The 26,402-nt window shown below is 24.2% G+C and carries 26 protein-coding genes; 17 read left to right on the top strand and 9 right to left on the bottom strand.

The genetic code is table 11. The features are described 5' to 3' along the window. Positions 1 to 89: 89 nt before the first annotated feature. The 7 genes from ADFLV_RS09945 to ADFLV_RS09915 all read left to right on the top strand — a co-directional run bounded on the left by ADFLV_RS09945 (position 90) and on the right by ADFLV_RS09915 (position 4,525). Complete coding sequence (locus ADFLV_RS09945; protein WP_228712386.1) at positions 90 to 1,019, top strand: methyltransferase domain-containing protein; 930 nt, start codon at positions 90 to 92, stop codon at positions 1,017 to 1,019. Positions 1,020 to 1,086: 67 nt separating this feature from the next. Further along, positions 1,087 to 1,371, top strand: a complete 285-nt coding sequence (locus tag ADFLV_RS09940; RefSeq protein WP_014474648.1) for a hypothetical protein — start codon at positions 1,087 to 1,089, stop codon at positions 1,369 to 1,371. A 5-nt stretch (positions 1,372 to 1,376) separates the two neighbouring features. Next, positions 1,377 to 1,826, top strand: coding sequence for a disulfide oxidoreductase (locus ADFLV_RS09935; RefSeq protein ID WP_172658783.1), 450 nt, complete (start codon positions 1,377 to 1,379; stop codon positions 1,824 to 1,826). After that, entirely contained in the window at positions 1,816 to 2,463 is a 648-nt protein-coding gene (locus ADFLV_RS09930; RefSeq protein ID WP_014474646.1) for a DsbA family protein, read from the top strand. Before ADFLV_RS09935 ends, ADFLV_RS09930 begins: the two co-directional genes overlap by 11 nt. A 9-nt stretch (positions 2,464 to 2,472) precedes the next feature. Then, on the top strand, positions 2,473 to 3,654 hold the full coding sequence (locus ADFLV_RS09925; RefSeq protein WP_129011369.1) for a hypothetical protein: 1,182 nt from the start codon (positions 2,473 to 2,475) through the stop codon (positions 3,652 to 3,654). A gap of 2 nt (positions 3,655 to 3,656) precedes the next feature. After that, positions 3,657 to 3,953 (top strand): hypothetical protein, encoded by a 297-nt coding sequence (locus ADFLV_RS09920; RefSeq protein ID WP_129011368.1) that lies wholly within the window; start codon positions 3,657 to 3,659, stop codon positions 3,951 to 3,953. Continuing rightward, the gene (locus ADFLV_RS09915; protein WP_014474643.1) at positions 3,953 to 4,525 is read left to right on the top strand and encodes a TlpA family protein disulfide reductase; all 573 of its coding nucleotides are present in this window, start codon (positions 3,953 to 3,955) and stop codon (positions 4,523 to 4,525) included. Before ADFLV_RS09920 ends, ADFLV_RS09915 begins: the two co-directional genes overlap by 1 nt. Here ADFLV_RS09915 and ADFLV_RS09910 read toward each other — a convergent pair. The 5 genes from ADFLV_RS09910 to ADFLV_RS09890 form a co-directional block, all read right to left on the bottom strand. Further along, the gene (locus ADFLV_RS09910) at positions 4,522 to 5,157 is read right to left on the bottom strand and encodes an HAD family hydrolase (RefSeq protein WP_129011367.1); all 636 of its coding nucleotides are present in this window, start codon (positions 5,155 to 5,157) and stop codon (positions 4,522 to 4,524) included. The genes ADFLV_RS09915 and ADFLV_RS09910 overlap by 4 nt on opposite strands. A 219-nt stretch (positions 5,158 to 5,376) precedes the next feature. Then, positions 5,377 to 5,940 (bottom strand): LOG family protein, encoded by a 564-nt coding sequence (locus tag ADFLV_RS09905; RefSeq protein WP_014474641.1) that lies wholly within the window; start codon positions 5,938 to 5,940, stop codon positions 5,377 to 5,379. Further along, on the bottom strand, positions 5,937 to 8,426 hold the full coding sequence (locus ADFLV_RS09900) for an efflux RND transporter permease subunit (protein WP_014474640.1): 2,490 nt from the start codon (positions 8,424 to 8,426) through the stop codon (positions 5,937 to 5,939). The genes ADFLV_RS09905 and ADFLV_RS09900 overlap by 4 nt, the downstream gene beginning before the upstream one ends. Position 8,427: 1 nt before the next feature. After that, a complete protein-coding gene (locus tag ADFLV_RS09895; RefSeq protein ID WP_014474639.1) occupies positions 8,428 to 9,015 on the bottom strand; it encodes a Tgt2/MlaC family protein in 588 nt (195 codons plus the stop codon). Positions 9,016 to 9,020: 5 nt separating this feature from the next. Then, a complete protein-coding gene (locus ADFLV_RS09890; RefSeq protein WP_014474638.1) occupies positions 9,021 to 9,764 on the bottom strand; it encodes an MlaA family lipoprotein in 744 nt (247 codons plus the stop codon). A gap of 165 nt (positions 9,765 to 9,929) precedes the next feature. Here ADFLV_RS09890 and ADFLV_RS09885 point away from each other — a divergent pair, with 165 nt between their 5' ends. From ADFLV_RS09885 to ADFLV_RS09840, 10 genes are all read left to right on the top strand, one after another. Then, a complete protein-coding gene (locus tag ADFLV_RS09885) occupies positions 9,930 to 10,640 on the top strand; it encodes a YebC/PmpR family DNA-binding transcriptional regulator (RefSeq protein ID WP_014474637.1) in 711 nt (236 codons plus the stop codon). A gap of 45 nt (positions 10,641 to 10,685) precedes the next feature. Further along, a complete protein-coding gene (locus ADFLV_RS09880; protein WP_129011366.1) occupies positions 10,686 to 11,255 on the top strand; it encodes a hypothetical protein in 570 nt (189 codons plus the stop codon). Positions 11,256 to 11,275: 20 nt separating this feature from the next. Further along, entirely contained in the window at positions 11,276 to 13,039 is a 1,764-nt protein-coding gene (locus ADFLV_RS09875) for an OmpA family protein (protein ID WP_129011365.1), read from the top strand. Positions 13,040 to 13,048: 9 nt separating this feature from the next. Next, positions 13,049 to 13,564 (top strand): Rab family GTPase, encoded by a 516-nt coding sequence (locus ADFLV_RS09870; RefSeq protein ID WP_014474634.1) that lies wholly within the window; start codon positions 13,049 to 13,051, stop codon positions 13,562 to 13,564. After that, the gene (locus ADFLV_RS09865) at positions 13,561 to 14,799 is read left to right on the top strand and encodes a sensor domain-containing diguanylate cyclase (protein ID WP_129011364.1); all 1,239 of its coding nucleotides are present in this window, start codon (positions 13,561 to 13,563) and stop codon (positions 14,797 to 14,799) included. Before ADFLV_RS09870 ends, ADFLV_RS09865 begins: the two co-directional genes overlap by 4 nt. Positions 14,800 to 14,986: 187 nt before the next feature. After that, complete coding sequence (locus tag ADFLV_RS09860; RefSeq protein ID WP_164968516.1) at positions 14,987 to 15,766, top strand: WYL domain-containing protein; 780 nt, start codon at positions 14,987 to 14,989, stop codon at positions 15,764 to 15,766. A 50-nt stretch (positions 15,767 to 15,816) separates the two neighbouring features. Then, positions 15,817 to 16,203, top strand: a complete 387-nt coding sequence (locus ADFLV_RS09855) for a hypothetical protein (RefSeq protein ID WP_129011362.1) — start codon at positions 15,817 to 15,819, stop codon at positions 16,201 to 16,203. 54 nt (positions 16,204 to 16,257) lie between these two features. Further along, entirely contained in the window at positions 16,258 to 17,904 is a 1,647-nt protein-coding gene (locus ADFLV_RS09850) for a PD-(D/E)XK nuclease family protein (protein WP_129011361.1), read from the top strand. A 61-nt stretch (positions 17,905 to 17,965) separates the two neighbouring features. Next, positions 17,966 to 18,394: a hypothetical protein gene (locus tag ADFLV_RS09845; protein ID WP_129011360.1), complete on the top strand. Its 429-nt coding sequence runs from the start codon at positions 17,966 to 17,968 to the stop codon at positions 18,392 to 18,394. A gap of 2 nt (positions 18,395 to 18,396) precedes the next feature. Continuing rightward, complete coding sequence (locus tag ADFLV_RS09840; RefSeq protein WP_129011359.1) at positions 18,397 to 18,906, top strand: hypothetical protein; 510 nt, start codon at positions 18,397 to 18,399, stop codon at positions 18,904 to 18,906. A 101-nt stretch (positions 18,907 to 19,007) separates the two neighbouring features. Here ADFLV_RS09840 and ADFLV_RS09835 read toward each other — a convergent pair whose 3' ends face one another. The 4 genes from ADFLV_RS09835 to ADFLV_RS09820 form a co-directional block, all read right to left on the bottom strand. After that, complete coding sequence (locus ADFLV_RS09835) at positions 19,008 to 19,766, bottom strand: M48 family metallopeptidase (RefSeq protein WP_129011358.1); 759 nt, start codon at positions 19,764 to 19,766, stop codon at positions 19,008 to 19,010. A gap of 61 nt (positions 19,767 to 19,827) precedes the next feature. Then, positions 19,828 to 21,951 (bottom strand): alpha/beta fold hydrolase, encoded by a 2,124-nt coding sequence (locus ADFLV_RS09830; RefSeq protein ID WP_129011357.1) that lies wholly within the window; start codon positions 21,949 to 21,951, stop codon positions 19,828 to 19,830. After that, the gene (locus tag ADFLV_RS09825) at positions 21,948 to 24,308 is read right to left on the bottom strand and encodes an acyl-CoA dehydrogenase (RefSeq protein ID WP_129011356.1); all 2,361 of its coding nucleotides are present in this window, start codon (positions 24,306 to 24,308) and stop codon (positions 21,948 to 21,950) included. Before ADFLV_RS09825 ends, ADFLV_RS09830 begins: the two co-directional genes overlap by 4 nt. Further along, positions 24,296 to 26,401 (bottom strand): 3-hydroxyacyl-CoA dehydrogenase NAD-binding domain-containing protein, encoded by a 2,106-nt coding sequence (locus tag ADFLV_RS09820; protein WP_129011355.1) that lies wholly within the window; start codon positions 26,399 to 26,401, stop codon positions 24,296 to 24,298. The genes ADFLV_RS09825 and ADFLV_RS09820 overlap by 13 nt, the downstream gene beginning before the upstream one ends. Between the last annotated feature and the right edge of the window lies 1 nt (position 26,402).

The raw sequence follows: 26,402 nt of genomic DNA, 5'->3' as shown, positions 1-26,402 counted from the left end.
ATTAAATTAATTTTTAAAAATAAGCAAAAAAGTAACAATGTGATAATTATATGAAATATATTATAATCTGTAAAAAATTGAGAGCAATTGTGAAAAAATTTACTAATGAACCAATGTATGAAATAATTTCTTTTTTAGAAAAAGAATTAAAAAATAAAAATGAAATTTTATTTGAAGTTTTAAATCCTGATATAAAAGATGATATTTATGCAGGAGAAAAATATATTTTACATAATGTAGAATTTATTTATAGATCTTATAAATCTTGGTGTGATTTAGCAGAAATACTTTTTTGTAAAATGCTAATAGAAAGATTAAATACAAATACAGTTATTTTAAAATATAAAAAATTAGATAAAATCGATTCTTTCCATAATGATATAAATGATGAAAAAAATGAAAAATATGGAAAAGAATCAACTTTTTTTAGAATTAATAAAAATGAAGAACCAGCTTTTTTATATTCATATATAAATGCTTTGAAAAATGTAAATATAGAAGAAAAAAAGTCTATTTTAAATTTGGGAATAAATAAAGCAGATGAATTTGAAGTTATTAGAAAACTTTTGGATGAAGAGACTTTAAAAAATATCTCATTTACTGGAATAGATTATTCACTAAGTGCAATAGAATTTGCAAAAAAAAGATTTCCAAGTGATAATTTTAAATTTTTAGCACATGATATAAATAAATTAAATGAGTTAAATTTAAAAAAAGCAGATTTGATTATTTCAATTGGAACATTACAAAGTTCAGGTTTAAATTTTAAATTATTATTTATGGATTTAATTCAAAATTATTTAGAAGCAAAAGGTTCAATAATTTTGGGTTTTCCAAATTGTCGATGGATAAATGGTGAAATAATTTATGGGGCGAAAGCACCAAACTATTCATATAGTGAACAATCAATTTTGTATAAAGATGTTTATTTTTGTAAAAAATATTTGCAACAAAAAAAATATAGAGTTACTTTAACTGGAAAAAACTATCTATTTTTGACCGCAACTTCAATAAAATAATAAAAAAATATTTGGTTTATATTAAATTTTTTTGTTACAATAAGTAATCAAATTAAAGGAGTTTATTATGCCATCAAAACATATTGAAATTAAAACGTTTAAGTTAGCTCATTCGACAGATGATATTGTAAAAATTGAACATGTTGAGAAACCTTATGGTGAATATAGCAGTCCTGTTGTTAGTATCGCTGTTTATTCTCATGGTAAAACAAAAGTTTCAGAAGTTGAAATTCCTTATGAAAATATACAAGAATTTTTAAAAGCTTTAAATGAATCTATTGCATTATGTGATTCTATTCCACATAATCCAATTCATGGAGAATTAAATTCTGAAGTTGGTGGAGGAGCTTAAATTTTATGTTTTTTAATTCTTCTAAAAGGTCAAACTTTTCAAGTTTGACCTTTATTTTTTTATCCTTTTTAACATCTTTAATTGCGACATTAGGAAGTCTGTTTTTTTCTGAAATTATGAATTTTATACCTTGTTCATTATGTTGGTATCAAAGAATTTTTATGTATCCATTAGTTTTATTATTTTTAATTAATCTTTTGTATCCTGATGATAAAATTTTTAAATATAGTTTTCCTTTAGTAATCCTTGGCTTATTAATATCTGTTTATCATAATTTATTGATTTACAAAGTTATTCCAGAAAATTTGTCTCCATGTGTACAAGGAGTTCCTTGTTCTATTGATTATTTAAACTGGTTTGGGTTTATTACTATCCCTTTGTTATCTTTTTTTGCTTATACTATTATTTTTATTTTATTAATTTTATTTAAAAGGAAAAGTGTAGATGCAAAATAAGAAATTAGTATTAGGTTCATTAATTGGATTTATTATTTTATTTATTGGATTAGCTATTTTTTATAAAGATAGTGAAGCCAAAAAAGATGAAAAAACTGTTTTAGGAAAAAGTGATTTACTTCAAAGAGAACACTCTATCAAATTTGGAGAAAATAAAAAAAACATTTCAGTTGTAGAATTTGTTGATCCAGAGTGTGAATCTTGTGCATTATTTCATCCTATTTTACGTAAATTATATAAAGAATATCATGAAGATATTTTATTGGTTGTAAAATATATTCCAAATCATAAAAATTCAGAATTTGCTATAAAAATATTAGAAGCATCAAGAGAACAAAATAAATATGAAGAAGTTTTAGATATTATATTTGAAAAACAAGCTTTATGGGCTCAACATAACAATGAGAAACCAGAACTATTATGGGAATTTTTATCAATAATCCCTGATCTTGATATAAATAAATTAAAAGAGGATTTTAAAAATCCTAAAATAGATAAACTTATAGATATGGATAAAAAAGATTCACAACAGTTAGATGTAAGAGGAACTCCTACTATTTTTGTAAATGGCAAAAGATTAGTTAGTTTATCGCAAAAAGATTTATTTGATTTAGTAGAATCTGAAATTTATAAATAAAGGTAATTGATGTCATTTTTTGAAAATATAAAAGAATTTTTTTCTCTTTTAAAAGAATCAAATTATAATTTAGGTACGGTATATTCTCAAAATCCAGATAATATTCATGTGGTTATTTTAATTTTGATTATTATAGCTATACTTATAGCCTTTTTTATAGTTAATAGTTTTAAAAGAGTTCAACTTTTAAAACTTATTTCTGAGATTGAAAAGAGTTCTAATTTTTTAGATTTCGAAGAAAAATTATCAAAAATAGCAAATGAACTTCCTAAAAGGGGAGTTGAAGTTGCGAGTAAATTGAATCTTTCAAAAAATGAAATTTATGAAAAAGGTTTATTTTTAATTAAAAATTTTAATATAAAAGAAAAGATAGAAGCTTATAAAAGTTTTTCGACAACTTGCTCTTTGATTGCAAAAAATTCGCAAAAATATAAAATAGATGAATTATCAAATTTTTTTGAAGAAAAATCTATTTTTTTATTGGAAAAAAATCTTTTTAAAGAAATTGAAAATTATTATAAAACAGCAAGATTTAATGAAGATGATGTTGAACTTGTAAATAGTATAGTAACATATTCAAAAAATTTGTCTAATCCTTTTTCTGTTTTGATTCCATTACAACAAGAAATAAATAAGTTCAGTTTTACATTTAACTTAGAGTTATTCAAGTTTTTAAAGAAATTGACAAAAGATTCTTCTGGAGAAATTTTTGTAAAATCAAATGAAAAGTTAAATAATATGTTTAAAGATGAAAATGAGAAAATATCAAATGTGATTTTGTCATATGTTTTGAAAAATGATGAAAAAGAAAAAGTTTATAATTATATTTCAAATTTAAAAGATAAAGATTATTTACAAAGTTTGTATTTTAATTTTTTTGGGAAAAGTAATGATACAGATTTGGATTTGGCATTTATAAAAAATGAAACAAAAATTAAAAATGATTATAAAGAGTATATAAATTGTCAAATAACATATAATTGGAAAGATTTAGCATATATAAATTATATTTTAAATTCACCGAAAGTTTTACAAGTAATTGGTCATAATGATTATAGAGCAATTATAGAAAGAATTGAAAAATTAGAAAAAGATATTGATTTTAATGCAAAAGTATCAAGAGTTTTAGAAATTGCGAATGATGCTAAAAAAATTGCAAAAGAAGCAAAAGCAATAGCGAGAAGTAAATAATTATGGAATATATAATAGCTTTAATATTAAGTACTATTTTTACTCTTATTTTTATATTTTTTAAGAGAAAAAATAGTAGTGTTTTAAAACCAAAAGTAGTAAAAAAAGAAGAGATTGTTGAAGCTTATAAATTAGAACTTTTAAGTCTTTTAGCTGAGTTTGAAAATGATAAAGAAAAACAGCTACAAGAGAAATTAAAGTTTTTAAAAAGAGTAAATTATGAGTTATCAATGAATATTTTTTTTGATGAAAATGAAGCAAAAGAGTTAATACAAGAATTAGTAAGATTAGGGAAATAATGAAGAAAAGTATAGTTTTTAGTTTAATATGTTTGAGTTTAGTATTTGGTGGTTGTGATTCAAAATCAACAATAGATGGCAATGTTCTTGCCAAACCTAAAAAAGAAGAAGTTAATACAAATTTTGAGCCTCAATCTTTTGCATTAATAACAACAGATGAAAAGTTTATTAGTTTTACAAGCACACCTCAGGGTTTAGATTTTGATGAATTTAAAAATAAAAAAGCAGTATTAATTGATGTTTTTGCAACTTGGTGTCCACCTTGTATTGATGAAATTCCAACTTTAGTTGAGTTAAAAGAGAAATATAAAGACCAATTTGAAATAGTTTCAGTTTTATTTGAAAAAGATAAAACAAAAGAAGAAATAGAGGCTTTTATGAAAGAACATGGAATCAATTATCCAATTACAATGGGTGAAGAAAATTTCAGACTTGCAAAAGAGTTAGGTGATATAAAAAAAGTTCCTGAAATGTTTTTATTCTCAAAAGATGGAAGATTTGTAAATAAATTTATAGGAAAAACATCAAAAGAAGATTTAGAGCGATATATAAAAATGGCAATTGAAAACTAATTTAAAATAGTTTTCAATTCTTTTAAAGTCTCTATAAAATAATTTGCTTTTGAAAAATCTTGTGTAAGTGTAAATTCATTTTTTACAATCACACATTCTATTCCTGCTTTGTAAGCTGAGCTTAAACCTCTAGTTGAATCTTCAACTACAATAGCCTCTTCTTTATTTGCATTAAAGAGTTCAAGACCTTTTAAATATGGTTCTGGATGTGGTTTTGCAAAATTATAATCCTCTTCACAAAGAACAAAATCCATAAAATCAACTATTCCTAGATTTTTGTGAATAATTTCAAAATCAACTCTTCTTGAAGTAGTTACTATTCCCATTTTATAATCTTTAGATAACTCTTTTAAAACATCTTTTACACCATCAATTAATATATTTTCTGTTCTTAAAAAAGTTTGATAATATTCATTTCTTTTATTTCTTGCAATTTCAACTTCAGCAAATGAAAAGCCATTGTTTAAAGCTTTTTGCCAAACCGTTGTTCCTTCACTCATAATTTTCATATATTCTTCAAATTCTAATTCAATATTAAAAAACTCATTTAAAGCTTGAATATTTGCTTTAAAATACAAAGGTTCTGTATGAACTAAAACACCATCATTATCAAAAAGTATATATTTTTTCATTTATTAAGATTATTCCTATTTTAAAAATTTAGTTAAAAAAAAAAGGAAGCTTATAAAAAGCTTCCTTTAACTTGTATATATTAGGAGGAGTAAAGTTAAAAAAAATCTTAACATCGCAAATTAAGGTTTGTCTATCAACTTATGAAGTAATTATAATAGCTATGTATTAACCTTTTTTAAATCAAAGGTTAACAAAATGTGAATAAGATAAAAGAACTCTTAATTTTGCCATTTATTTTTTGGTGCTTTGTAATTTATAATTCTTTCAATTATTTCATCTATATCATCTGAAACAATTAACATATCAACATAATCTTTTTTTATAAAACCTTCTTTTACACAATTATTTAAAAAATCGATTAACTTATCATAATATCCATTTATATTATAAAATGCGCAAGGTTTTTTATGATAGCCAATTTGAGTAGAAGACAATACTTCAAATATCTCTTCAAAAGTCCCATAACCTCCAGGGAGAGTTATAAAAGCATCACTTAATTCTTCCATTTTTTCTTTTCTTTGATTTATTGTGTTTACTTTGTAAATTTTTGTGATATTTTTATTTTCAATTTCTTTATCAACTAAATCATAAGTTATAACACCTATTACAACGTTTTTATATCTAATTGATTCATTTGAAACTATTCCCATAAGTCCTTGTAATGAGCCACCATAAACAATATTTAAATTTTTTAGTGCAAGTTTTTGAGCTAAAACTTTTGTTTGTTCTTCATAAATTTTATTATTTCCAAATGAAGAACCACAGTAAATAGCAATATTCATTGTTTCTTTTCCTTTAATTTTTCAAAAGGTTTAAATATTAGTAATAGCTTTGGAAGTAGTAATAAATCAGCAAGTAGTACGGTGAACATTGTAACTACTGTTAATAATCCAAAATAAATTGTTGGAATTAGATTTGATAAAACTAAAATTGAAAAACCAAGGATTATTACTAAAGATGTATAATACATAGCATATCCAATACTTTGATGAGATCTTCTCATTGCATTTATATAGTTATGGTCAACTTTAAATTCTTCTTTAAACCTATGAATAAAGTGAATAGTATCATCAACACCAATTCCTATAGCAATTGCTGCAATTGTAATAGTCATAATATCTAAAGGAATATTTAACCAACCCATAATTCCAAAAATAGTTGAAATAGGTATAATATTTGCAAGTATAGCAATAGTTGCAAGTTTAAAAGTTTTAAATAAAATTAAGAACATTATGAATAAGACAATAATTGTAAATCCTAAAGTTGCTATTTGAGATTCAAATAACGATTGAAGCATATTATTATATAAAACCATTAGATTTGAAAGTCTAAATGTTGTCTCTTTATTTTTAATAACATCTTTTAAATCATGATTTATTTTATTTATTAAATCATTTCTTCTTAAATCAGGATTTGAGTCCATAATTCTCATAGTGATTCTAGCTTCATTTTTATCAATATTAATAAAAGGTGAAAGAATTAGATTTTTATATCTTTCTGGTAATTGATTATATAATACAGCTAATGTTATACCATCAAGAGGTTTTCCATCATTTAAAGATTCTCCAATTTTTAATAGAGTTGCTAAAGATTGAACTTTTCCAATTTCAGGAATAGTTTCTAAATAGTTATGAACAGCTGTGATTGTATCCATTTTATCTTGACTAAACCAATATTGTTTATCATCTGCACTTTTAGCATATTCATTTTCAAAATCATCAAAATCATCAGTTGGATTTTTCTTTATTTGAGGTTTCGGTTCATCTTTAAATTTGATGATAATATCAAGTGGAGTAGTTCCACCTAAATTTTCATCAATAACTTTCATTCCTTTATAAATATCAGTTGATTGTTTAAAATAGCTAATAAAACTATTTTCAACTAAAAGTTTTAATGCTCCTGTTACTGAAAAAATAATTATTAAAATAGTTACAATTATTATTGTTTTACCTTGATGTTCAACAATATTTGATGATTTTGCTATAAATGAGAATTTTTTATTTTTTTGTTCATGTTCATCTTTTTTCTTCATTAAAATTAATAAAGCAGGAAAAGTAATAAATGCTAAAAATAACGAAATAGCAATTCCTGTACTCATCATCAAACCAAGATTAATTACAGGTTCTATATTTGAAAATACAAGAGAACCAAAACCAACTATGGTTGTAATAATTGCAAAAAAAGATGGGTTGAATTTTGATAAAATTGTATTTATTATCAGTTTATACTGACTTGCATTTTTATATTTTACATTTAATTCTCTATATCTTACAATTAAGTGTAGAACAATTGAAATTGTTATGATTAATTGTAAAGCAATAAAATTTGAAGATATAACTGTCACTTCCCAACCAAATAGTCCTAAAATACCTGCTGTTGAAATAACTGAAATTAAACAAATAAATAAAGGTAAAATAATCCATCTAATATGTCTAAAAATATACCAAAGAACAAATATTAAAATTGCTAATAACCCAGAACCGTAGATAATTAAATCATTTTTTACATAGCCAACAATATCGCTAGCTATCATATTTACTCCACCAAGAAATATTTTAGCTTCACTTTGATATTTTTTGATAATATCTCTTATATTTTCAATTTCTTGTGCTTCTTGGATTCTCAAAAAATCCCTATATTTTTTAAATTCTAAAATAGTATCTTTTAATTCTATTTTTTCTTCATTTGAAATAGTTTTATCTTTCTCTTTTTTTAATAAAGCATTTCTTTTTTCTAAAAGTTCAAAATATTTTGTATCTGTTTTTAAATTTAAAATAATAGCTGTTGTTTTAAAATCACTACTTACTAAAGCATTTGAGTACAATGGTGAATGAAGTAATTCATTTTTTACAAGTTTATTATCAAACTTTTTTGTTTCAAGTGAATCAACTCCTTCAACTAAATCAGAAATAGGTCTTATTGGAGATTGAAGTAAAGGTACATTTAAAATAGAAGTAATACTTTCAACATTTTTTACTTTTAAAAAATCATTAGACATATTTTTTATAGTTTCTAAACTTTTTTGAGATAATAGTTCATCATTTTTAGGAGAAAAAGTAACTACTAAAAAATCTGAATTATTATAAGTTTTATTTACTTCTCTAAAAAATTGTAAATCTTTATCATCTTCTAAAAGTAAAGTTTCAGCAGATGCATCTATTTCAAGCTTTGTAGCATAATAACCCAAAACTGAAACAAATAACATCAAAAGAGTTAAAATAATTAAGGGATACTTTAAAATAAAAGTATCATAAATTTTTTTTATCATTTTATTGTTCTAATAAAGCTAACATTTCATCAAATGTTTTTTCTTTTAAAAGCCCTGCAAATTGTTGTCTATATGTTTGAATGATACTTACTCCAACTAAGTCAACATCATAAATAAGCCACTGTTCATTTTCTTTTGATTTATTATAAAAGTTATAATTTATTTTATAAGTTCCATCTTTACCTAATAATTCAGTTTCTAATTGTAATCTAGTATTATTATATGGTTTTAAACCAATAACTTTTACTTTTTGGTCATTATAAAGTTGAAGTTTTTCTATATAAGATTTTTTTAATTTATTTTCAAAAATTTTTGTAAATTCTTTTTGTTTTTCAGGTGTTAATGTGTTCCATGTTTCTTTTCCCAAAGCAATTTTTGCCATTAGTTCATAATCAAAAACATCATCAATAACTTTGATGATTTCATCACCTTTTTGAGCAAAAGTTTTATCTTTTTTTTCTAAAATTGATAAAACATTATCTATTTTTTTTGTCATTTCTTGTTGAATTTCATCTTGTTTTAAAGCATTTGCATAAGAAAACGTAAATGCCATTAACAAAACAAATCTAACAAAATTCTTTTTAAGCATTATTATTACTCCTCAATTTGTCTTTTTCTTGCTTGTGTATAAATATCTCTTAAAAATGGATATAAGTCTAAAGCATCTTTTTTTATTGTTTCATATTGATCTGGATTTAATGAAGTATAATTTACTACATCAAATGTTTTGATACCATACTCTTCTAAAACTGTATTTGGAATTTTGTAATCAATTCCATCTTCTCCTAATCTACTTAATGGTGAAACTACATTATCAGCTGTTAATCCAACAATATCTCTTAAATTAGATGGTCCTAGTAATGGTAAAACAACATGAAAACCTTCACCTACACCATAAAAACCAAGTGTTTGTCCAAAATCTTCTTTATGTTCTTTCATGTGTAATTCCGTGGTTGCTAAATCCATAAATCCACCAAGTCCCCAGAGTGAATTTATCAAAAATCTGCCTAATTCTTCACTAGAATTTTTAAATTTTAATTGTAATAAATTATTTACAAATCTAACAGGAAACATAATATTATTGAAAAAGTTATTTACACCTGTTCTTGCAGTTTCAGGAACAACATAAGCGTAACCTTTTGAAACAGGTACTAAAACATTTAAGTAAACTTTGTCATTAAAAGTTGTCATAATTCTATTGTAGCCACTTAATGGGTCAAAAACTTCTTTTGTATTTGATGTAAATTCTGAGTCAAATTCTTCAGAAAAATTATCGTTATTAGTCTCGTTAGCAAAACTAAAAATGGCAAATATTAAAATAAAAATAATTTTTTTCAAATTTAATCCTTTTATAGTAAATTTGTATTATATTGAAAGTTTATGAAAAGAAGTATTAAGTCTTATTTTTAAATTATTTTACAAACAAGCTTTATATTTATATATATATTATTACAAACTTGCTATAATCAGCGAAAAATTTTGAAAAATAAATTGGGAGTGATTATGGGAAGAGCCTTTGAATATAGAAAAGCGGCTAAAATGAAAAGATGGGGAAATATGTCTAGAGTTTTCCCAAAACTTGCACGTGCTATTGAAGTAGCAGCAAAATCAGGAGTTCCAGATCCAGAAATGAATTCAGCATTAAGAACTGCTATTTTAAATGCAAAAGCTGAAAATATGCCAAAAGCAAATATTGATGCAGCTATAAAAAGAGCAACAGGAAAAGATTCTGCAAACTTTTCTGAAGTAAATTTTGAAGGAAAAGGACCTCATGGGGTTTTAATATTTGTTGAAACTGCAACGGATAATAATACAAGAACTGTTGCAAATATCAAAATGTATTTTAATAAAACAAATGGTCAAGTAGTTCCAACTGGATCTTTAGAATTTTTCTTTGATAGAAAAGCAATTTTTGAATTTAATAAACCAAGTAATTATGAACTTGAAGATTTAGAAATGGAATTAATAGATGCTGGACTTGAAGAACTTGAAGAAGAAGATGGTTTATGTTTAGCATATGCAAATTATACAGATTTTGGAAATATGAATAATAAATTTGAAGAGTTAGGAATAGCTTTAACAAAAGCTGAGTTAAAAAGAATTCCAAATAATCCACAAGAATTTAGTGAAGCACAACAAGAAGATATTGGAAAATTAATTGAAAAACTTGAAGATGATGATGATGTTCAAGCTGTTTATACAAATATAGCTTAATTTAGAACATTTAAATTATCTATAATTTTTCTTAAAAGGACTTAGATGAAAGATAATACTCAAAATACAGGAAATGAAATAAGCCAGTTAGGAAATGTTGATCAAATCAGAGAAATATTATTTGGTTCTCAAACAAGAGAACTAAATAAAAGATTTGAAAAACTTGAAAGTGATTTTAAACGTTCTTTTGATGAAGTAAAAAATAAAATTGAACAAAATCAAAAAGATTTTAATTTAAGATTAGATAATGAAGTAGAATTAATATCTAAAAAAATCAAAAATTTAACGACTCAACAACAAGAAGAAATATCAGATATAAGAGATAATGAACTTAAACAAGAAAAAAGAATACAAAATTCTATGGATATTTTAAATGATGAGTTGAGTGCGAAACACGAACAATTATATAAAGAACAACTTGAAAATAGAAATAATTTACAAGAAGAGATGAATAATTTAAAAAATGAACTTTTTGATATTATGGAAATAAAACTTCAAGAATTAAGTGATTTAAAATTATCAAGAGATGATGCTGCTGAAATCATGATGGAAACAGCAATGAGATTAAAAGGTAATCAGTTAGAAAAGCAGATTGTATCTGTACAAAATGATTAATTTTAGTTTGATTTTATAAAATGGATGATTTAGGAAAACTTCGTAATCTTCTTTTAAAAGAAGAACAAGAAAGTTTATTAGAACTCAAAATTCAACTTGAAAAGTTAACTGTAGAGTCTCACACTCCACAGATAATAATAGAGAAAATATCTCCTTTTATTTCTTCGATTTTAGAAAAAAGTTATAGTAGTGATAAAAAATTATTACTTGAAGCATTATCTCCAATTGTTTTAGAGTTAATTGATAGAAATTATGAAGAATCAAAAGATAAAGTTGTTAAACAATTAGCTCCACTTATCACAACAGCAATAAAAGAACAGATAAAATCTCACAAAGATGAAGTTGTTGATGCCTTGTATCCTGTAATTGGAAATATGATTACTCGATATGTTTCTAAAACTTTTGAAGATATGTTATTTTCGATTAATGATCAAATAAAAAATGGACTTACATTTAAGACATTAAAAAGAAAAATTAACGCAAAAATTCATGGTATTAGTGAAACAGAACTTTTATTGAAAGAACATGCTTTAACAAATGTAAAAGCAGTTTTTTTTATACATAAAGAAACAGGAATAGTTTTATCTCATACTCAAAATATAAATAATCCAATCAATGAACCTGAAATGATTGCTTCAATGATGACAGCAATTCGTAGTTTTGTTAATGATTGGATTGATAAAAATGAAAAACATCAAGAAATTAATACAATTGAATATGGTGGAAGTAAAATAGTTTTAGAAGCTAGTGGGTATAGTTATTTAGCTGTTATTATTGATGGTGCTGTAACAAATATTACTATAAATAGTATAAGAGAAGTTCTTTCTCAGTTAGTTGCAAAATATTCAGATGAAATAAAAAATTTTGATGGAAATATGGAAAATCTTCCAAAAGAAGAATTTTTATCAATTATATCTCAACTAATTAATGAAGAAGAAGAGGTTAATAATAAATCTTTACATCCTTTAGTTTATATATTACCTTTAATTTTAGTTTCTTGGATAAGTTATACTATTTATAATAATATAATTGATAACAATTTAGCAAAAAAAGCAAATGAAATTTTATATAAAGATTCAGCTTTGACTATTTATAGATTAGAGGTTGAAGTAAAAAATAAAAATATGATTATAAATGGTATGGTTCCTTTTTCTTTTTATAAAGATTTAGCATATAAAGATTTACAAAAAATTGATAATATAAAATCAATTCAAAATAATATTCAGATTATCGATTCTTTTGATAATCCAAAAGATATTTATGATAAAATAACTTATTTGACTTTGGCATTAAACTTAAAAGAAGGAAATAGAATAGAATATTCTTATAATTATCCTAATGTTAAAGTTTTTGGTAATGTTTTTAGTAAAAAAGAAAAAAAATATGTAGAAGAACAATTTAAATTGATAAAAGGTTTAGAAAATATTGATTTCGAAGTTGGAATTGTTCCTCCTAATATAGAAGATATAATTTATTTTGAACAAAATTCTTCAGAAATTTTACCAAATCAAGAATATAAATTAATAAAAATTATAAATTTATTACATAACTTAGATGAAGATTTAGTTCTAGAAATACGAGGTTTTAGAGATTTTACAGGAACATTAGAAAGAAATGCTATTTTAGTAAAAGAAAGAGCAGAAAATATAATGAAATATTTAAAAGTTAAAGGTAATGTTTCTCAAAAATTAGTCAATATTGGAATCAATGATATTCCAACAAATATAGATAAAGAAAACTATCCTGAACAAGGAAGACGAGTAGTCTTTACATGGAAAAAATAAAGGTTTATGATGTTTAATTATAAAATTGTTTTAATAGGAGATTTTGGAACTGGTAAAACAAGTTTGATTAGAAGATATGTTGATAATAGTTTTAGTGAAGAGTACATAAGTAGTATTGGTGTATCTATTTCAAAAAAAAGTTTAATTGCAAATATAAATGAACAAAAATATGATTCAACTATGATGATTTGGGATATTGAGGGGCAAACGGATTTTAAACCAATTTTAACTCATTATCTAAATGGAGCAAAAGGATTTGTAATAGTTGCAGATTTAACAAGAGAAAAAACAATTGAATCAATTAAAGGACATATTGAATTATGTCAAAAAACGATACCAAATTTACCTATTTGTATTGCATTTAATAAAAGTGATTTAAATCATGATGAAATAGAAATAGAAAATTATAAAAATATAGATTCAAATATTGTAGGAATTTTTAGAACTTCAGCAAAAGATGATAATTGTGTAAAAGAATTGTTTGAACTTTTAAATAATGAAATAGTAAAGAGATTAGTACAATGATAACAGGATTGATTTTACCAATTATATGTAAGAAATATAATATCTCTTGTATTTTGTTTTCAAAAGATTATAAAATTGTCGAATTTACAGATAATTTAAAAGATTTTGTAAGTGATACAAAAAAACTTTTTGTTGATGGTGATATAAGAGATTCTTTATGGGAACTTGTAGGTTTTGAAGAAAAACTTCAAGAATTATATAATGGTAAAAAAAATTATTTACATATTCCGATGCTTTTAAAAAAAGATGTTTTTTATGATATAAATATAGAAACTTGTAAAACTGAAAAAAATGAAAAACTTTTTATTGCGATGTTTACAAGACAATCAAATCTTTCAATGAGTTATTTAAATATCATACAAAAAGTAAATCATGAAAATTTAAAATATGAATATGAAAAAGAAAATATTGAAAATAGTCAAAATTATTATAATTTAATAAATCAAAAATTGATTAGTTTTCATATAAATCAAAAGGGAATAATAACAGAAGTAAACAAAGCTTGTCTCTCATTTTTTGGTTTAGAAAAAAGTATAATGATAGGAAAACATTTTTCTAATTTCTTTTTTTCAAGAGAAGTTAAAGTATCTTCAACTGAAGTAAGTAATATTTTAAGAGCTACAAATTTAAATGGAATAGATGTTTTTTTCCATACAGATATTATTCCTGTTAAATCTGAAAAAAACAGTTCTCAAAATATCATTATTTGTCAAGATATAACTTATTTGAAAAAGATTGAATCAGAGTTAGAATATGCTGTAAATCATGATAGTTTGACAGGGCTTCCAAATAGGTTGATGTTAAGAAAAAGAATTGAAGAGTGTATTTTAAAAAGTAAAGATACAAAAGAATCATTTGCTTTATGTTTTATTGATTTAAATAAATTTAAAAGTGTAAATGATGAATATGGACATCATGTTGGAGATATGTTATTAAAACATATAGGAGAAGTTCTTTCAAGTATCATAAGAGAAGGTGATATTATTGCGAGAATTGGAGGAGATGAATTTGTAATACTTTTTGATCATATTGAATCAACACAGTATTTAGATTTAACTTTAAAAAGAATAGATTCAATATCAAAAAAGAATCCTTTATACTATTCAGAAGATTTGATAATACCTTTAACATTTAGTTTAGGTGTTAGTATTTATCCAAATGATGGTGAAGATATTGAATCTTTATTAAATCATGCAGATGAAAAAATGTACAAAAATAAGGGGATAAGAATATAGTTTTAAATTATACTTATTTTAATTATTAAAAGTAAGGGGATATACCATTATTAGTAGAACATATAGAATAAAAAATATTTTTGAATTACTTTCAAAGGGAGAAAATCTTACTACAAAAAAATTGGTTGAACAATTTGACACTACGGATAGAATTATACAGCTTGATTTTAAAGAATATATTATTCCCTTGTTTAATGATGATACAATTTATTATAATCATAGTGAAAAGTGTTTTAGTGCAAAATATCCCTTTTTGCAAAGCAGTTTATTAAATAGTGAAGAATTGGCAACAATAGCGATATTGAAAAATAAAAGTAAAGATAAATTTACTGATGAAGAACTTTCTTTTAATACTGAAAAACTTTTTGAAAAGTTAGAAGATAGTTTAAAAAATAGTATTTATAAATTGCCATCTATTGAAAGTATAGAAGAAAATCAAACAGACATAATAAAAGTAAAAAATGCTATAAAAACTAAAACAAAAATAGAATGTATATACAATGACAAAAAAAGAGAACTCTATCCTCTGAAAATACTTAATCTTGATAGCTTTTGGTATCTTATAAATTATGATTTAGAATATAATGAGATTAGAAGATACCATTTAAACAGTATCAAAGAAGTAGAGCTACAAGATATTGAGTTTGAATTTGATGAAGAAATTATAAGTGGTTTTGATAATGCTATAAATGCTTATTTTGAACCACATGTAAAACCTTTTGCGATAGAACTATTTTTAGATAAAAAAGTTTCAAAATATTTTTTACGAAAACCTATCAACCAGACTCAAAGAGTTTTAAAAACTTATGAAGATGAAAGTATAGATATAGAAGTTTTTATTACTGACTTTATGGAAATAATACCTTTGATACAAAGTTACTTACCTCATATTATGATTATATCTCCTGATGAACTTAATAAAATTATAAAATCAAATTTAGAAGAGTATTTTTCAAAGACTACATAACTGTGTTGTTTGTGCAGTGTAAAATTTCCAAAACGAATAAAGGAAAAACAATGTGCAAAAATATAAAATCAATCACAAGTAAAGTTTTATTATCTTTAGCTTTATTTACAAGCTACTCTTATGCTGATAATATTGACTTAGTAAAAGAAAGTATTATGAGGTTTGACAAATCGATAACAGTTGGACAAGCATTTGATAACTGGGAAAACTGTAAAGATAAAAAATGGACTGAATTTCAAACCAATAATAAAAAGAGAATAGTAGAATTTAATTGTAAAGTAGTAAATGGAATGGACTGCACGGTTCAATGGCTTATCAATCTTGATGATACGGCAGAAGTGATTTATGCAAAGATTACAGAAAATAAAAACGGAAAAATATTAGAAAGAAGAATGACTCCATTACAGATATTTAAAGGAATATATGCTAATAAATAAGATTGTTATTTAAGATAAAATAGTACAATATCCCAACTTTAAGGATAAAGAAAAATGAACTTTTGGCAATTTAAATTTAATATACAAAAAGGAAACTGGAAAGAATTTGAAACTATTTCCAGTGGAGAAGAGTTTTATCAAGAAATTACTGCATATAAAAGAATGGAAGGAAGTGAAGGAGATATTGTCTTTTATTATCAAACAGATAAAAAATATCAAGTTGGCATTCACTTTATTACAGAAATAATTTCAGCTCCTCATAAAGATGAATCAAGTACAGGGTATGTAATAAAACTAAAAGTACTTAGACGATTAAAACAACCCTTTAATGATACTAATTTTCTAATTTATAATCGTTTGCAAAGCAAATTAAAACCAATGGGACAAGGTGCTTCAAAATACTTGTTAAAAGATGAAGATGAGGGCAAAAAACTATTTGATTTTCTGATGAAAGGAAATGTATATAATGACATTATTCAAATAGATATAAACTCTGAAATTATTAATGATTTTAATAATATTAGGGAAGAACATATACAACAAGGCTTTCTATTTAACCCATTTCATAATTTAAATTTAATTAGAGGGGAAGTTAAACACTTATCTTTTTTGGGAAATTTACTAAATCCTATGGGAAATCACTTTAAAGGAAATGTTTTTTTAAAACATTTTATAAATAGTTTATTAGGATACATTGATTTAAAAGATAACAAGTTTTTACAAAAATTCACTGATAAAAATCCATTTATAGAAATTGAAAAACAAATTGTACTTAATAATGGAGATAAAGCAAGAATTGATTTATGGTTAGAGAATGATGAATATATCATTGCTATTGAAGGGAAAATTGAAGCAAAAGACAGTTTAGGACAGTTAGATAAATATAATGATTATTTAAATAAATCAAAAAAAGAATTTATTCTTTTATACTTGACACTTAGAAAGAATGAAGAGCCAAAAAATCTTAATAATAGTGATTTAAAAGAATCAAAAAAGTTTCACTTAATTAATTTTGAAGAAGATATTATAGATTTTATTGATGACTCAATTAAAGATAACACTATTACTGATAATATTCAAAATACATTAATTGACTACAAAGATGCTCTATTAAAATATATGTATGATTATCATTTAAGCTTTGAATATTCTTTATCATTAATTGATTTTATTACTAAATCAGAATTTAACTTTTTAGAATCTGAGAAGATAAAAGATATATTTTTTCAAAATAAAAATAAATACAAAAATACAGTTATTGAAGATATTGCTCAATGTTTTGAGTATGCAAAAGCATATATTGAAAGATTGTTTTATGTAAATTTAAGAGATAAAGCTTTTGAAAATGATTATATGTTAAAAGATGATAGTGAAGTAAGTTTACGAGAAGATAAAACCTCTATAGCAAAGGATTTATACAAAATTTTAAAAGTTAGAGAATCAAGGCTACAACCAAAAATATTACATAATAGTTTAATTGAATTTCCTTTTGATTTAGATGGAGATTTTTTCTTTAGTATAAGAAGTGATTATCTTGGAGTATTTAAAAATGAAATCCACATAAATATAGATACACTAAGTCTCTTAGAATACGGTGCAAATAAAATAGAACCTGATATATTTAAGTCTTCTTATATAATTAACCTATTAAATAAAAAATATCGTGAAAGTTTAATATTAAACTTTTTAGAATTTAACTAAACTACAAACTTATGTAATCTACTAAAGTTATACTTCTAAATATACATTTAGGAGTAACTTTATGGAAAAAATCTTTTTAGCAATTAGTATCAAAGAAAAAAAGACTAAAATTGCTGTTTTTCAAATAGATAAGAATAATGATATTTTTATAAATGAAGTACACATTATCAATAGTTTTATATCAAAATCTAAACCACAAAAAGAGATTAAAAAAATCTTAAAAAACTTCACTATCTATCAAACTGTAATATCAATTTATAATGATTGTTCAAAAGATTATAAAAAAGCTCTTGAATCTTTTGATTTTAAGTATGAGCTATATAATGAACTTTTTATTATGAATGAAGCAATAAAAGTGATAGGTAAAAATGAGTTGAAATCTATAAAAACAAAATTGAAATATATTGAAAATGGATGGTTGGATTTTAGTCAAATTAAACATATTGATTTAAATGGATTAATCCATTATAAATTAAATAATAGGGAATAAATATGACAATTATTGAGATAAGATATTTAGGAAGTAAAGTTGATACTGTAAATAATGGCTTTTTTAATGCTCTTGGAAAAGAAGCTTTGAGAAATGAATTTGTAGTAAAAGTTCAAAATGAAATTAAAGAGTTAGAAGATATAGAAAAAGTAATTGAGATAATTAAAACTATTGAAGATGAAAATAATGTCATCACTCAAAATACAATTTTTGTAGTTTCAATAAGTGAAAAGAGCTATTATCTTTCTAATAAGTTTGAATTGATTTCACAAGAGAACTTTCGAATATTAGATTTTACACCATATATAAAATTTGATAAATCTAATTGTGATATAACTAAAGAAGAACAAAGAGTAAATAGAATACTTAAATATAAAAGCTCAGAAGAAGCTATTAGTTTTGTAGAAAGCTATATTGTAAATTTACCAAAGAGTTTCAAAGTTATATCAGATAAGCCATATTATGTTAGTTTATATTGTTTAAGTTTTGACAAAAAATTTAAAATTAGTTGAAAGAATAGAAGAAATTTGAAAAAACTCTGTTTTACAATGAAAATCTAACAATTTCATTATCTTTTAGTTTAGCAGTTAGAATATAGTTTTAAACTATATTCTTAAGATTTTGGTAGTTTTACAATAACTTTTTGGATATCATTTATTCTATTAGTTGAGCTTGGATGAGTTGAGAAAAAATCACTTCCTTCTTTTTTACCTTCACTCATATTTTCCCAAAATTTTAATGCTTCATTTACATTGTATCCAGCTTTGTACATCAAATAAATACCTATTTCATCAGCTTCTGTTTCTTGTATTCTTCCATAAGGAAGCATTACTCCAACTTGAGAACCAATTCCATACGTTTGATTAAAAAGATTTTGATATTGAGGGGCTGCTGCTCCTATAGCTAAATTTCCTACAACTTGTAAACCTTGCTGAACCATTGATGCACTCATTCTTTCTGCTCCATGACGTGCAAGAGCATGAGCAATTTCATGTGAAATTACAGTAGCTAATTGGTCATCATTATGTGCTGCTTTTAGAATTCCCGTATAAACTACAACTTTTCCTCCTGGTAAACAAAAAGCATTCATTTCATCATTTTGAACAAGATTAAATTCCCAATTGAAATCATTTCTATTTGCAACTTTTGCTATTTTTGAACCAATATTTTTAATTCTATTAGCATCTTTTGTTCCAACAATAACTTTTGATTCAGATAAAGTTTGTTTATATGACTCTTCACCTAGTGCTAATTCTTCTTTTTGTGATACAAAAATCATTTGAGATCTATTTGTATAAGGTGTTTTATGTGTACATCCAGCAATTACAATTAATGTTAAATTGACAAATAATAAATTTCTTAAAAGTTTCATTTTAAATCCTTTTCATTGTTATGAATTAATTTTATAATATTTTTCATTATAACAAAGTTTGTCATTCAGATTTTATAAAATTTAAAATTAAATAAAATAATTCTTCATTGTATTCTGTGACTATTACATGTTTTTTTGAATCTATAATTTTTAGTGTTTTATATCTTGAACTAATTCTTTCAAAAATTTCGTGAGCAGAACTTGGATTTACAACAGGGTCATCTTTTCCTTGAATTATTAAAATAGGTTTTTTGATTTTAGGAAGAGTCTTTTTTGTTTTATTCATTAACAAATTTAATTGTTCTATTGAATCTACATAGTGCTTATGATAATTTATTTCTGGATTTTCAGGTGTATTATCAATATACTCTTTTGCATATTTATCTTCATGAAAAACTTTTACAATATCATTCCAAAATGAAATAGCAGGAAGCAGAGTTTTTATTCTCATATCATTTAAATGAAGTGCTGCATTTATACAAATAAGAGAAACAAACTCTTTATATTGTTTTTTTGTACTTAAAAGTGCAAGTAATCCTCCAGTTGAAAAGCCAATAATAAAAACTTTTTTATATTGTAAAGAAGCAATGATTATAGACCTTGAAACTGATTTATACCAATCTTGCCAAATTTTATTTTTTAAATCTTCACATACAGTTCCATGTCCATCTAATCTTGGAGTTTGAACATTGAAACCATTTTTATTTAAAAATATAGCTAGTTTTTCCATCTCTTTTGGAGCAGAGGAAAAACCATGAATAGCTATAACACAACTATTAGAGTTTTTATTTTCAAAATATTTATGTTTACCTATTTCTATATCTTTTATTTCTTTATGGTTTTCAAATTTTTTATAACTATTTTCAAATTCAATATCTTCCTCATATTTTAAAATTTCTAGTAGAATTTTAGTATTTAACTCTTCGTTATTTGAAACTAGATTTTTTACTATATTTACACTCTCTTCTTGAATCAAAATTTCATTTAAAATTACTCTTAAAATATTTTTTAAACGAATAGTATGATGAGTAAAAGTATCAAGTAGATTTTTTTTATTAATTAGATATTTATAACAGTTTATTTCATCCGTTTGTAAAATCTTATTTTTGATGGCAACTTCTAAAATATCATTAAAAGGTTTGAATTTTTCATAAGATATTAGATAAATCAAATCTTTATTTATATCTTCATCATAGAAAATATTTTTTTCTTTTATTTTAAAAATAGTTATGTAAATTAGTCTTTTAAAATATTCAATTTCTATCTCTTTTTTAGGAAATAAAAATAAAACTAAAACGAAAATATGATCAAAATTTATAGTTAGTGATTCATAAATTTTATCCATAAAATTATGAGTTACTTCATATCTTAAAGAGTTTATGATTTTTTCATAGTGCAAATCTTTTTTATAAAGTTTATCTAATAAATTTTTAGTTGAAATTGGCTCTAAAATTCTTATTGTAATTTTTGAGTTTAAAACAATATTACCCTCTATTTCAAGCTCTTCTTTAAAATTAACTCCCATATCATGAATAAGTTTACTAGCCATATCAACTAAAAAATTTTTCCCATTTCTTAGTTTTGAATAACTGATATTTATAGGAATAATCATAGTTTCATTTTTATTTATATCAGTGCATTTATTTATAAAATATTTATTACTAAATTCTTCATAGTTTTCCAATGTTTTATCAAAATATTTTTGTCTAAAAATCTGAGAAAGTAGGGCAAAAACAGCAGCTCCTGTATGAACTCTTTGACATGCTCCATCAACTTTTACACAAAAATTTTTATCTATTTTTGAAATATCTTTTCCTTTAATCATCATACCTTCAGGAAAAATCATCCAATCTTTACAAGAAGTTATTAAATCACCAATAATATGTTCATTTCTATTTGGAGCAGTTGTTTTTAAAGCACCAAGATTTTCTAAAAAATCTCCTAAAAAACTTTTAAATAAAGAATCAGCAGCGATAACTCCAACTTTTTTATTTGTTATGTTATATAAAGTATAAGGAACAAGCATCGCTTCTGTTCTTGTAAAATGATTTGCAACAAACATTTTTGGATTCTCTTTTGGAATATTTTCAACTCCAATTACTTCAATATTTGCATCAAGAATTTTTTGAAGTAGACTTAAAACATAACCATTTGTGTTTATTAGCAAATCATTTTTATCAATCATTTTTGAGCCTTATATTCCTTTGCATCAAATGAATCAACACTTATTACTTCTTGTTTTAGTGCATGAGCTTCAAGCATTTTTTCTATCTCTTCTTTTGATAAAAGATTTTTTTCTAAAAGCTCTTTAGTCATATTTTCTGGACTATCTTTTTTTATAGTTCCATTTTTAATAGCATCTTTTAAAATTTTAAATGAACTCTCACACTCTTTATTTAATTTGACAGCTAGTTGAAGTTTTGTTAATCTATCTTTTTCATTTTTTGAAATAAATAAAGCTGATGTTAATTTTTGTAAATAATCTTGATTTGATAGATTTTTTACTATTTTTGCATTTAATTTATCTTTTGCTTTAACTGAAAAAGGATTGATTTTAAAAATCGGAAGTAAATAGTCTAAATAACCAATATTTGTGATTATCTCTTCTCTTGCTATTTGAATTTCATTAAAACAATAGTTACAAATATAATCAACTAAAAGTTCATCTTCTTCATTTGGATTATTTTCAAATTCTCTTAATGTTGCAGTTATCAAATAACAGTTTGATAAAATATCTCCAAATCTAGCACTTATATTTTCTCTTTTTTTTAGACTTGGTCCTAAAATTCCTAAAGCAACATTTGTTAAAAGAGTAAATTCAGCACTAACCCAAGTTAGTTTTTGTTTATATCTTTGGAAGTTTCCTTTTTGACAAGAGATATTTGCTCTTGTAATATAGAAAATAAAAGATTTACAAAAAGATGAAAATACTAAACCAATATGAGAGAAAAATGCTTTATCAAAATTTTCTACATTGTTACTATTTAATGCTGTAATTTGTTTATAAATATAAGGATGAGATTTTATTAATCCTTGTCCAAATTGCATCAAATTTCTAGTTAAAATATTTGCACCTTCAACAGTTATTGAAATAGGTAAGGCAAAATAAGCATGAGCTAGAAGGTTGTTTTCTCCTCTAATAATCGCACTTCCTCCTAAAACATCCATAGAATCATTTATAACTGTTCTAAATTTTTCTGTTGCATGGTATTTCATAATAGAGTTTATAACTCCTGGTTTTACTCCATCATCAATTGCATCTAAAGTATAGTTTCTAGAAGCATTTAACATATATGTAAGTGCTGCAATTTTTGCAATTTTTTCTTCAATACCTTCAAAATGATTGATACTTAATCCAAATTGCTCTCTAAGTTGTGAATATGAAGCTACAACATTTAAAGCTAATTTACTTCCACCAAGACTAACACTAGGAAGTGAAATTCCCCGTCCTATAGATAAAGATTCAACAAGCATTTGCCAACCTTTTCCAATACCTTCACTTTCACCTATAATATTTTCTAAACCAATAATTACATCTTTTCCATAAAGAGGAGAGTTTACAAAAGGAATTCCAAGTGGGTCATGTCGTTTTGAGTTATCAATACCTTTTGTATTTGAATCAATTACAGCAAAAGTAATACCTAAATCTTCATTTTCACCAAGTAAATGTTCTGGGTCTTTTAAAACAAAAGCAAGTCCAATTAAAGTTGCGATATTTCCTAGAGTGATATATCTTTTTTCAAAATTTAATTTGATTTTTATTTCACCATTTTCATCTTTAAATAAAACTCCATTTGAAGTTATTGATGTTGCATCACTTCCTGCATTTGGTTCTGTTAATCCAAAACAAGGAACAAGTTTTCCTATTGCTAAATCGCTTAAGTATTTATCTTTTTGAGTCTGACTTCCATGTTTTAAAATAAGTTCAGCAGGACCTAGTGAGTTTGGAACCATTACAGTTATTGCTAAAACTTGAGATCTTGATACTAATTTTTCAATCACTTTTGAGTGAGCAGTTGCACTAAATCCAAGACCTCCATACTCTTTTGGAATAATCATTCCAAAAAACTTTTTATCTTTTATAAACTGCCAAACTTCATCAGATAAATCTCTATTTTGGAAAATTTCCCAGTCTGTTGTTTTTTCACAAAGTTCATCAACAACATCATCTAAAAATGATTGTTCTTCAGCTGTAAGTGTTGTAACTTTTTGGGCATTTATCTCTTTGAAATTAACTTGGGCTTTGAAAAAATCAGCTTCTACCCAGTTTGTTCCAGCTTGAAGTGCTGCTTCTTCTGTTTTTGATATTTTTGGTAATAGACCATTTTTATTTATAAAATTTACTATTTTTGAAGTAATAAATTTTATTCTAAAAGTAGGGATTAATAATATAGCAGCAAGTACTATAAAAATAGCCCAAAAAACTGTTCCAACATCAAAAAAAATTGCACTATAAATTCCTATTAAGGCAAAATAGCTGTAAAGTGGAAATGAAAAAAATCCAAAAGCTAAAATAAGTAGTATTAAAATCAATGTTTCCATAAAGCTTCTCCTGTTTCAAAATCTTCATACTCTTCAACCAATTTAACTAAAAGATTAGAAGGTTTAAATCTTTCTCCATACTCTTTTTCAAATTTTCTTAAAGATTCTAAGATGTTTTTTAGTCCAATTTCATTTGCATAACTTAATAATCCACCTTTGTAAGCTGGGAAACCAGTTCCTGCAATCATTGCAAAATCAATGATAGAAGCGTCTGTTACGATGTTTTCTTCTAAACATCTACTAGCTTCATTTATCATAATATATATACATCTTTGAACTATCTCTTCATCATCAAAAATTCTACCATTGTTCTCTAGCATAGACGTAACATGTGAGTTTGGATATTTATCCCGACCTGCATATTCATAAAATCCAGCTTTTGTTTTTGCTCCTAAAAGTTTTGCGTTATACATTTTTTCTATCAAAGAAGCTATTGGCATTCTACTTCCATAAGACTCGTTTAAAATACTAGCAACTTTATAACCTATATCAATTCCAACTGTATCAGCAAGTGTAAATGGACCCATAGGCATTCCAAAATCTTTTATAATTGAATCAATTCTTTCAATTCTTGAGCCTTCTTCAAGTATAAATGCTGCTTCATTTAGATATGGAAGTAAAATTCTATTTACTATAAATCCCGCACAATCTTTTACAACAATCGGTGTTTTACCACTTGAAATAAGCATTTCACAAACTTTATTTATACTCTCTTTTGAAGTCTGTTCTGTTGGAATTATTTCAACAAGAGGCATTAAATTTACTGGATTGAAAAAGTGAACTCCTAAGAAATTCTCTTTATTTTTGATTTCACTTCCTAGTTTTTCTATTGAAATAGATGAAGTGTTTGTGGCGATTATTGTATTTTCACCTATAACATTTTCAAGTTCTTTATAAGTTTCTTTTTTTACTTTTTCATCTTCAATAATTGCTTCAATAACAAAATCAAAATTTTTAAATCCTAGAAATTTATCTGTATAAGAGATTTTATTTAGTTTAAAATCCACTTGATTTTTACTCATGCTTCTTGATTTTATAGAGTGGTCATAGATTTTTGCTACATCTTTTAAAATCTCATGGGCTTGAGTTAAATCTCTTAGTTTTATTCTTACATCTTTTAAATATTTTGAGAATAAATAAATAATTCCTTTTCCCATTACTCCGTTTCCAAGAACTACAGCATTTGAAATAGGATTAGATGTTTTTTCATAACTTTTATTTAATTTCTCAAATAAGAAAAATAGTTTTATCATATTTTTTGATTCTTTTGAAACAGCAAGTGCTGAGAACTCTTTTGCTTCAATTTTTATAGAATCATCAAACTCTTTATTTATAGTCTTTTTTATTACTTCTAAAGCAACATAAGGAGCTTTAAAATCTTTGTTTACTTTTGATTCTAAGTTTTTATATGCTTTTTTAAATACAAGTTCATTTAAAGGAGCATAATTTAAAAGGTTGAAAGTAAATCTATCTTTTAGTGTTCCATAAATAGCTTTTTTTACAAAATCATCTAACATAAACTCTTTTTGAGCATCATCAAAAATTATATCAGCAAGTTTGATTTTATATGCTTTTTTAGCATCTATTGTTTTTCCACTTAAAATCAAATCTAAGGCATTTAATAAACCTATGATTTTTGGAGCTCTTATGGTTCCAGCAAAACCTGGGAAAATTCCTAGTTTTATCTCTGGAAATGCTATTTTTGTTTTTGGATTTGTACTCATTACTCTATATTTACAAGCAAGAGCAAGTTCAAGTCCTCCACCCATACAAGCACCATTTATATAAGCAATTGTTGGGATTGGTAAATTTTCTAGTTTATTAAATATCTCATGAACTTCCATCAAAGCTTCATAAACTTCTTTTTCATCTTTTAATTTTTCAATCTCTTTTATATCAGCCCCTGCAATAAAAATATCTTTTTTTGCACTATCAATTACTAATGCTTTTATTGAAATATCATTTTTAATAAGATTTAGTTTTTCATCAAACTCTTTTAAAATTTCAAATGATAATTTATTTATTTTTTCATCTTTTAAATCAAAAGTTAGTGTTGCTATATTTTGTTTAATTTCTAAAATAATGTTACTCATA

The organism is Arcobacter defluvii (assembly GCF_013201725.1).
GTDB classification, from domain to species: domain Bacteria; phylum Campylobacterota; class Campylobacteria; order Campylobacterales; family Arcobacteraceae; genus Aliarcobacter; species Aliarcobacter defluvii.
This window is presented reverse-complemented; position numbering and strand designations above follow the sequence as displayed.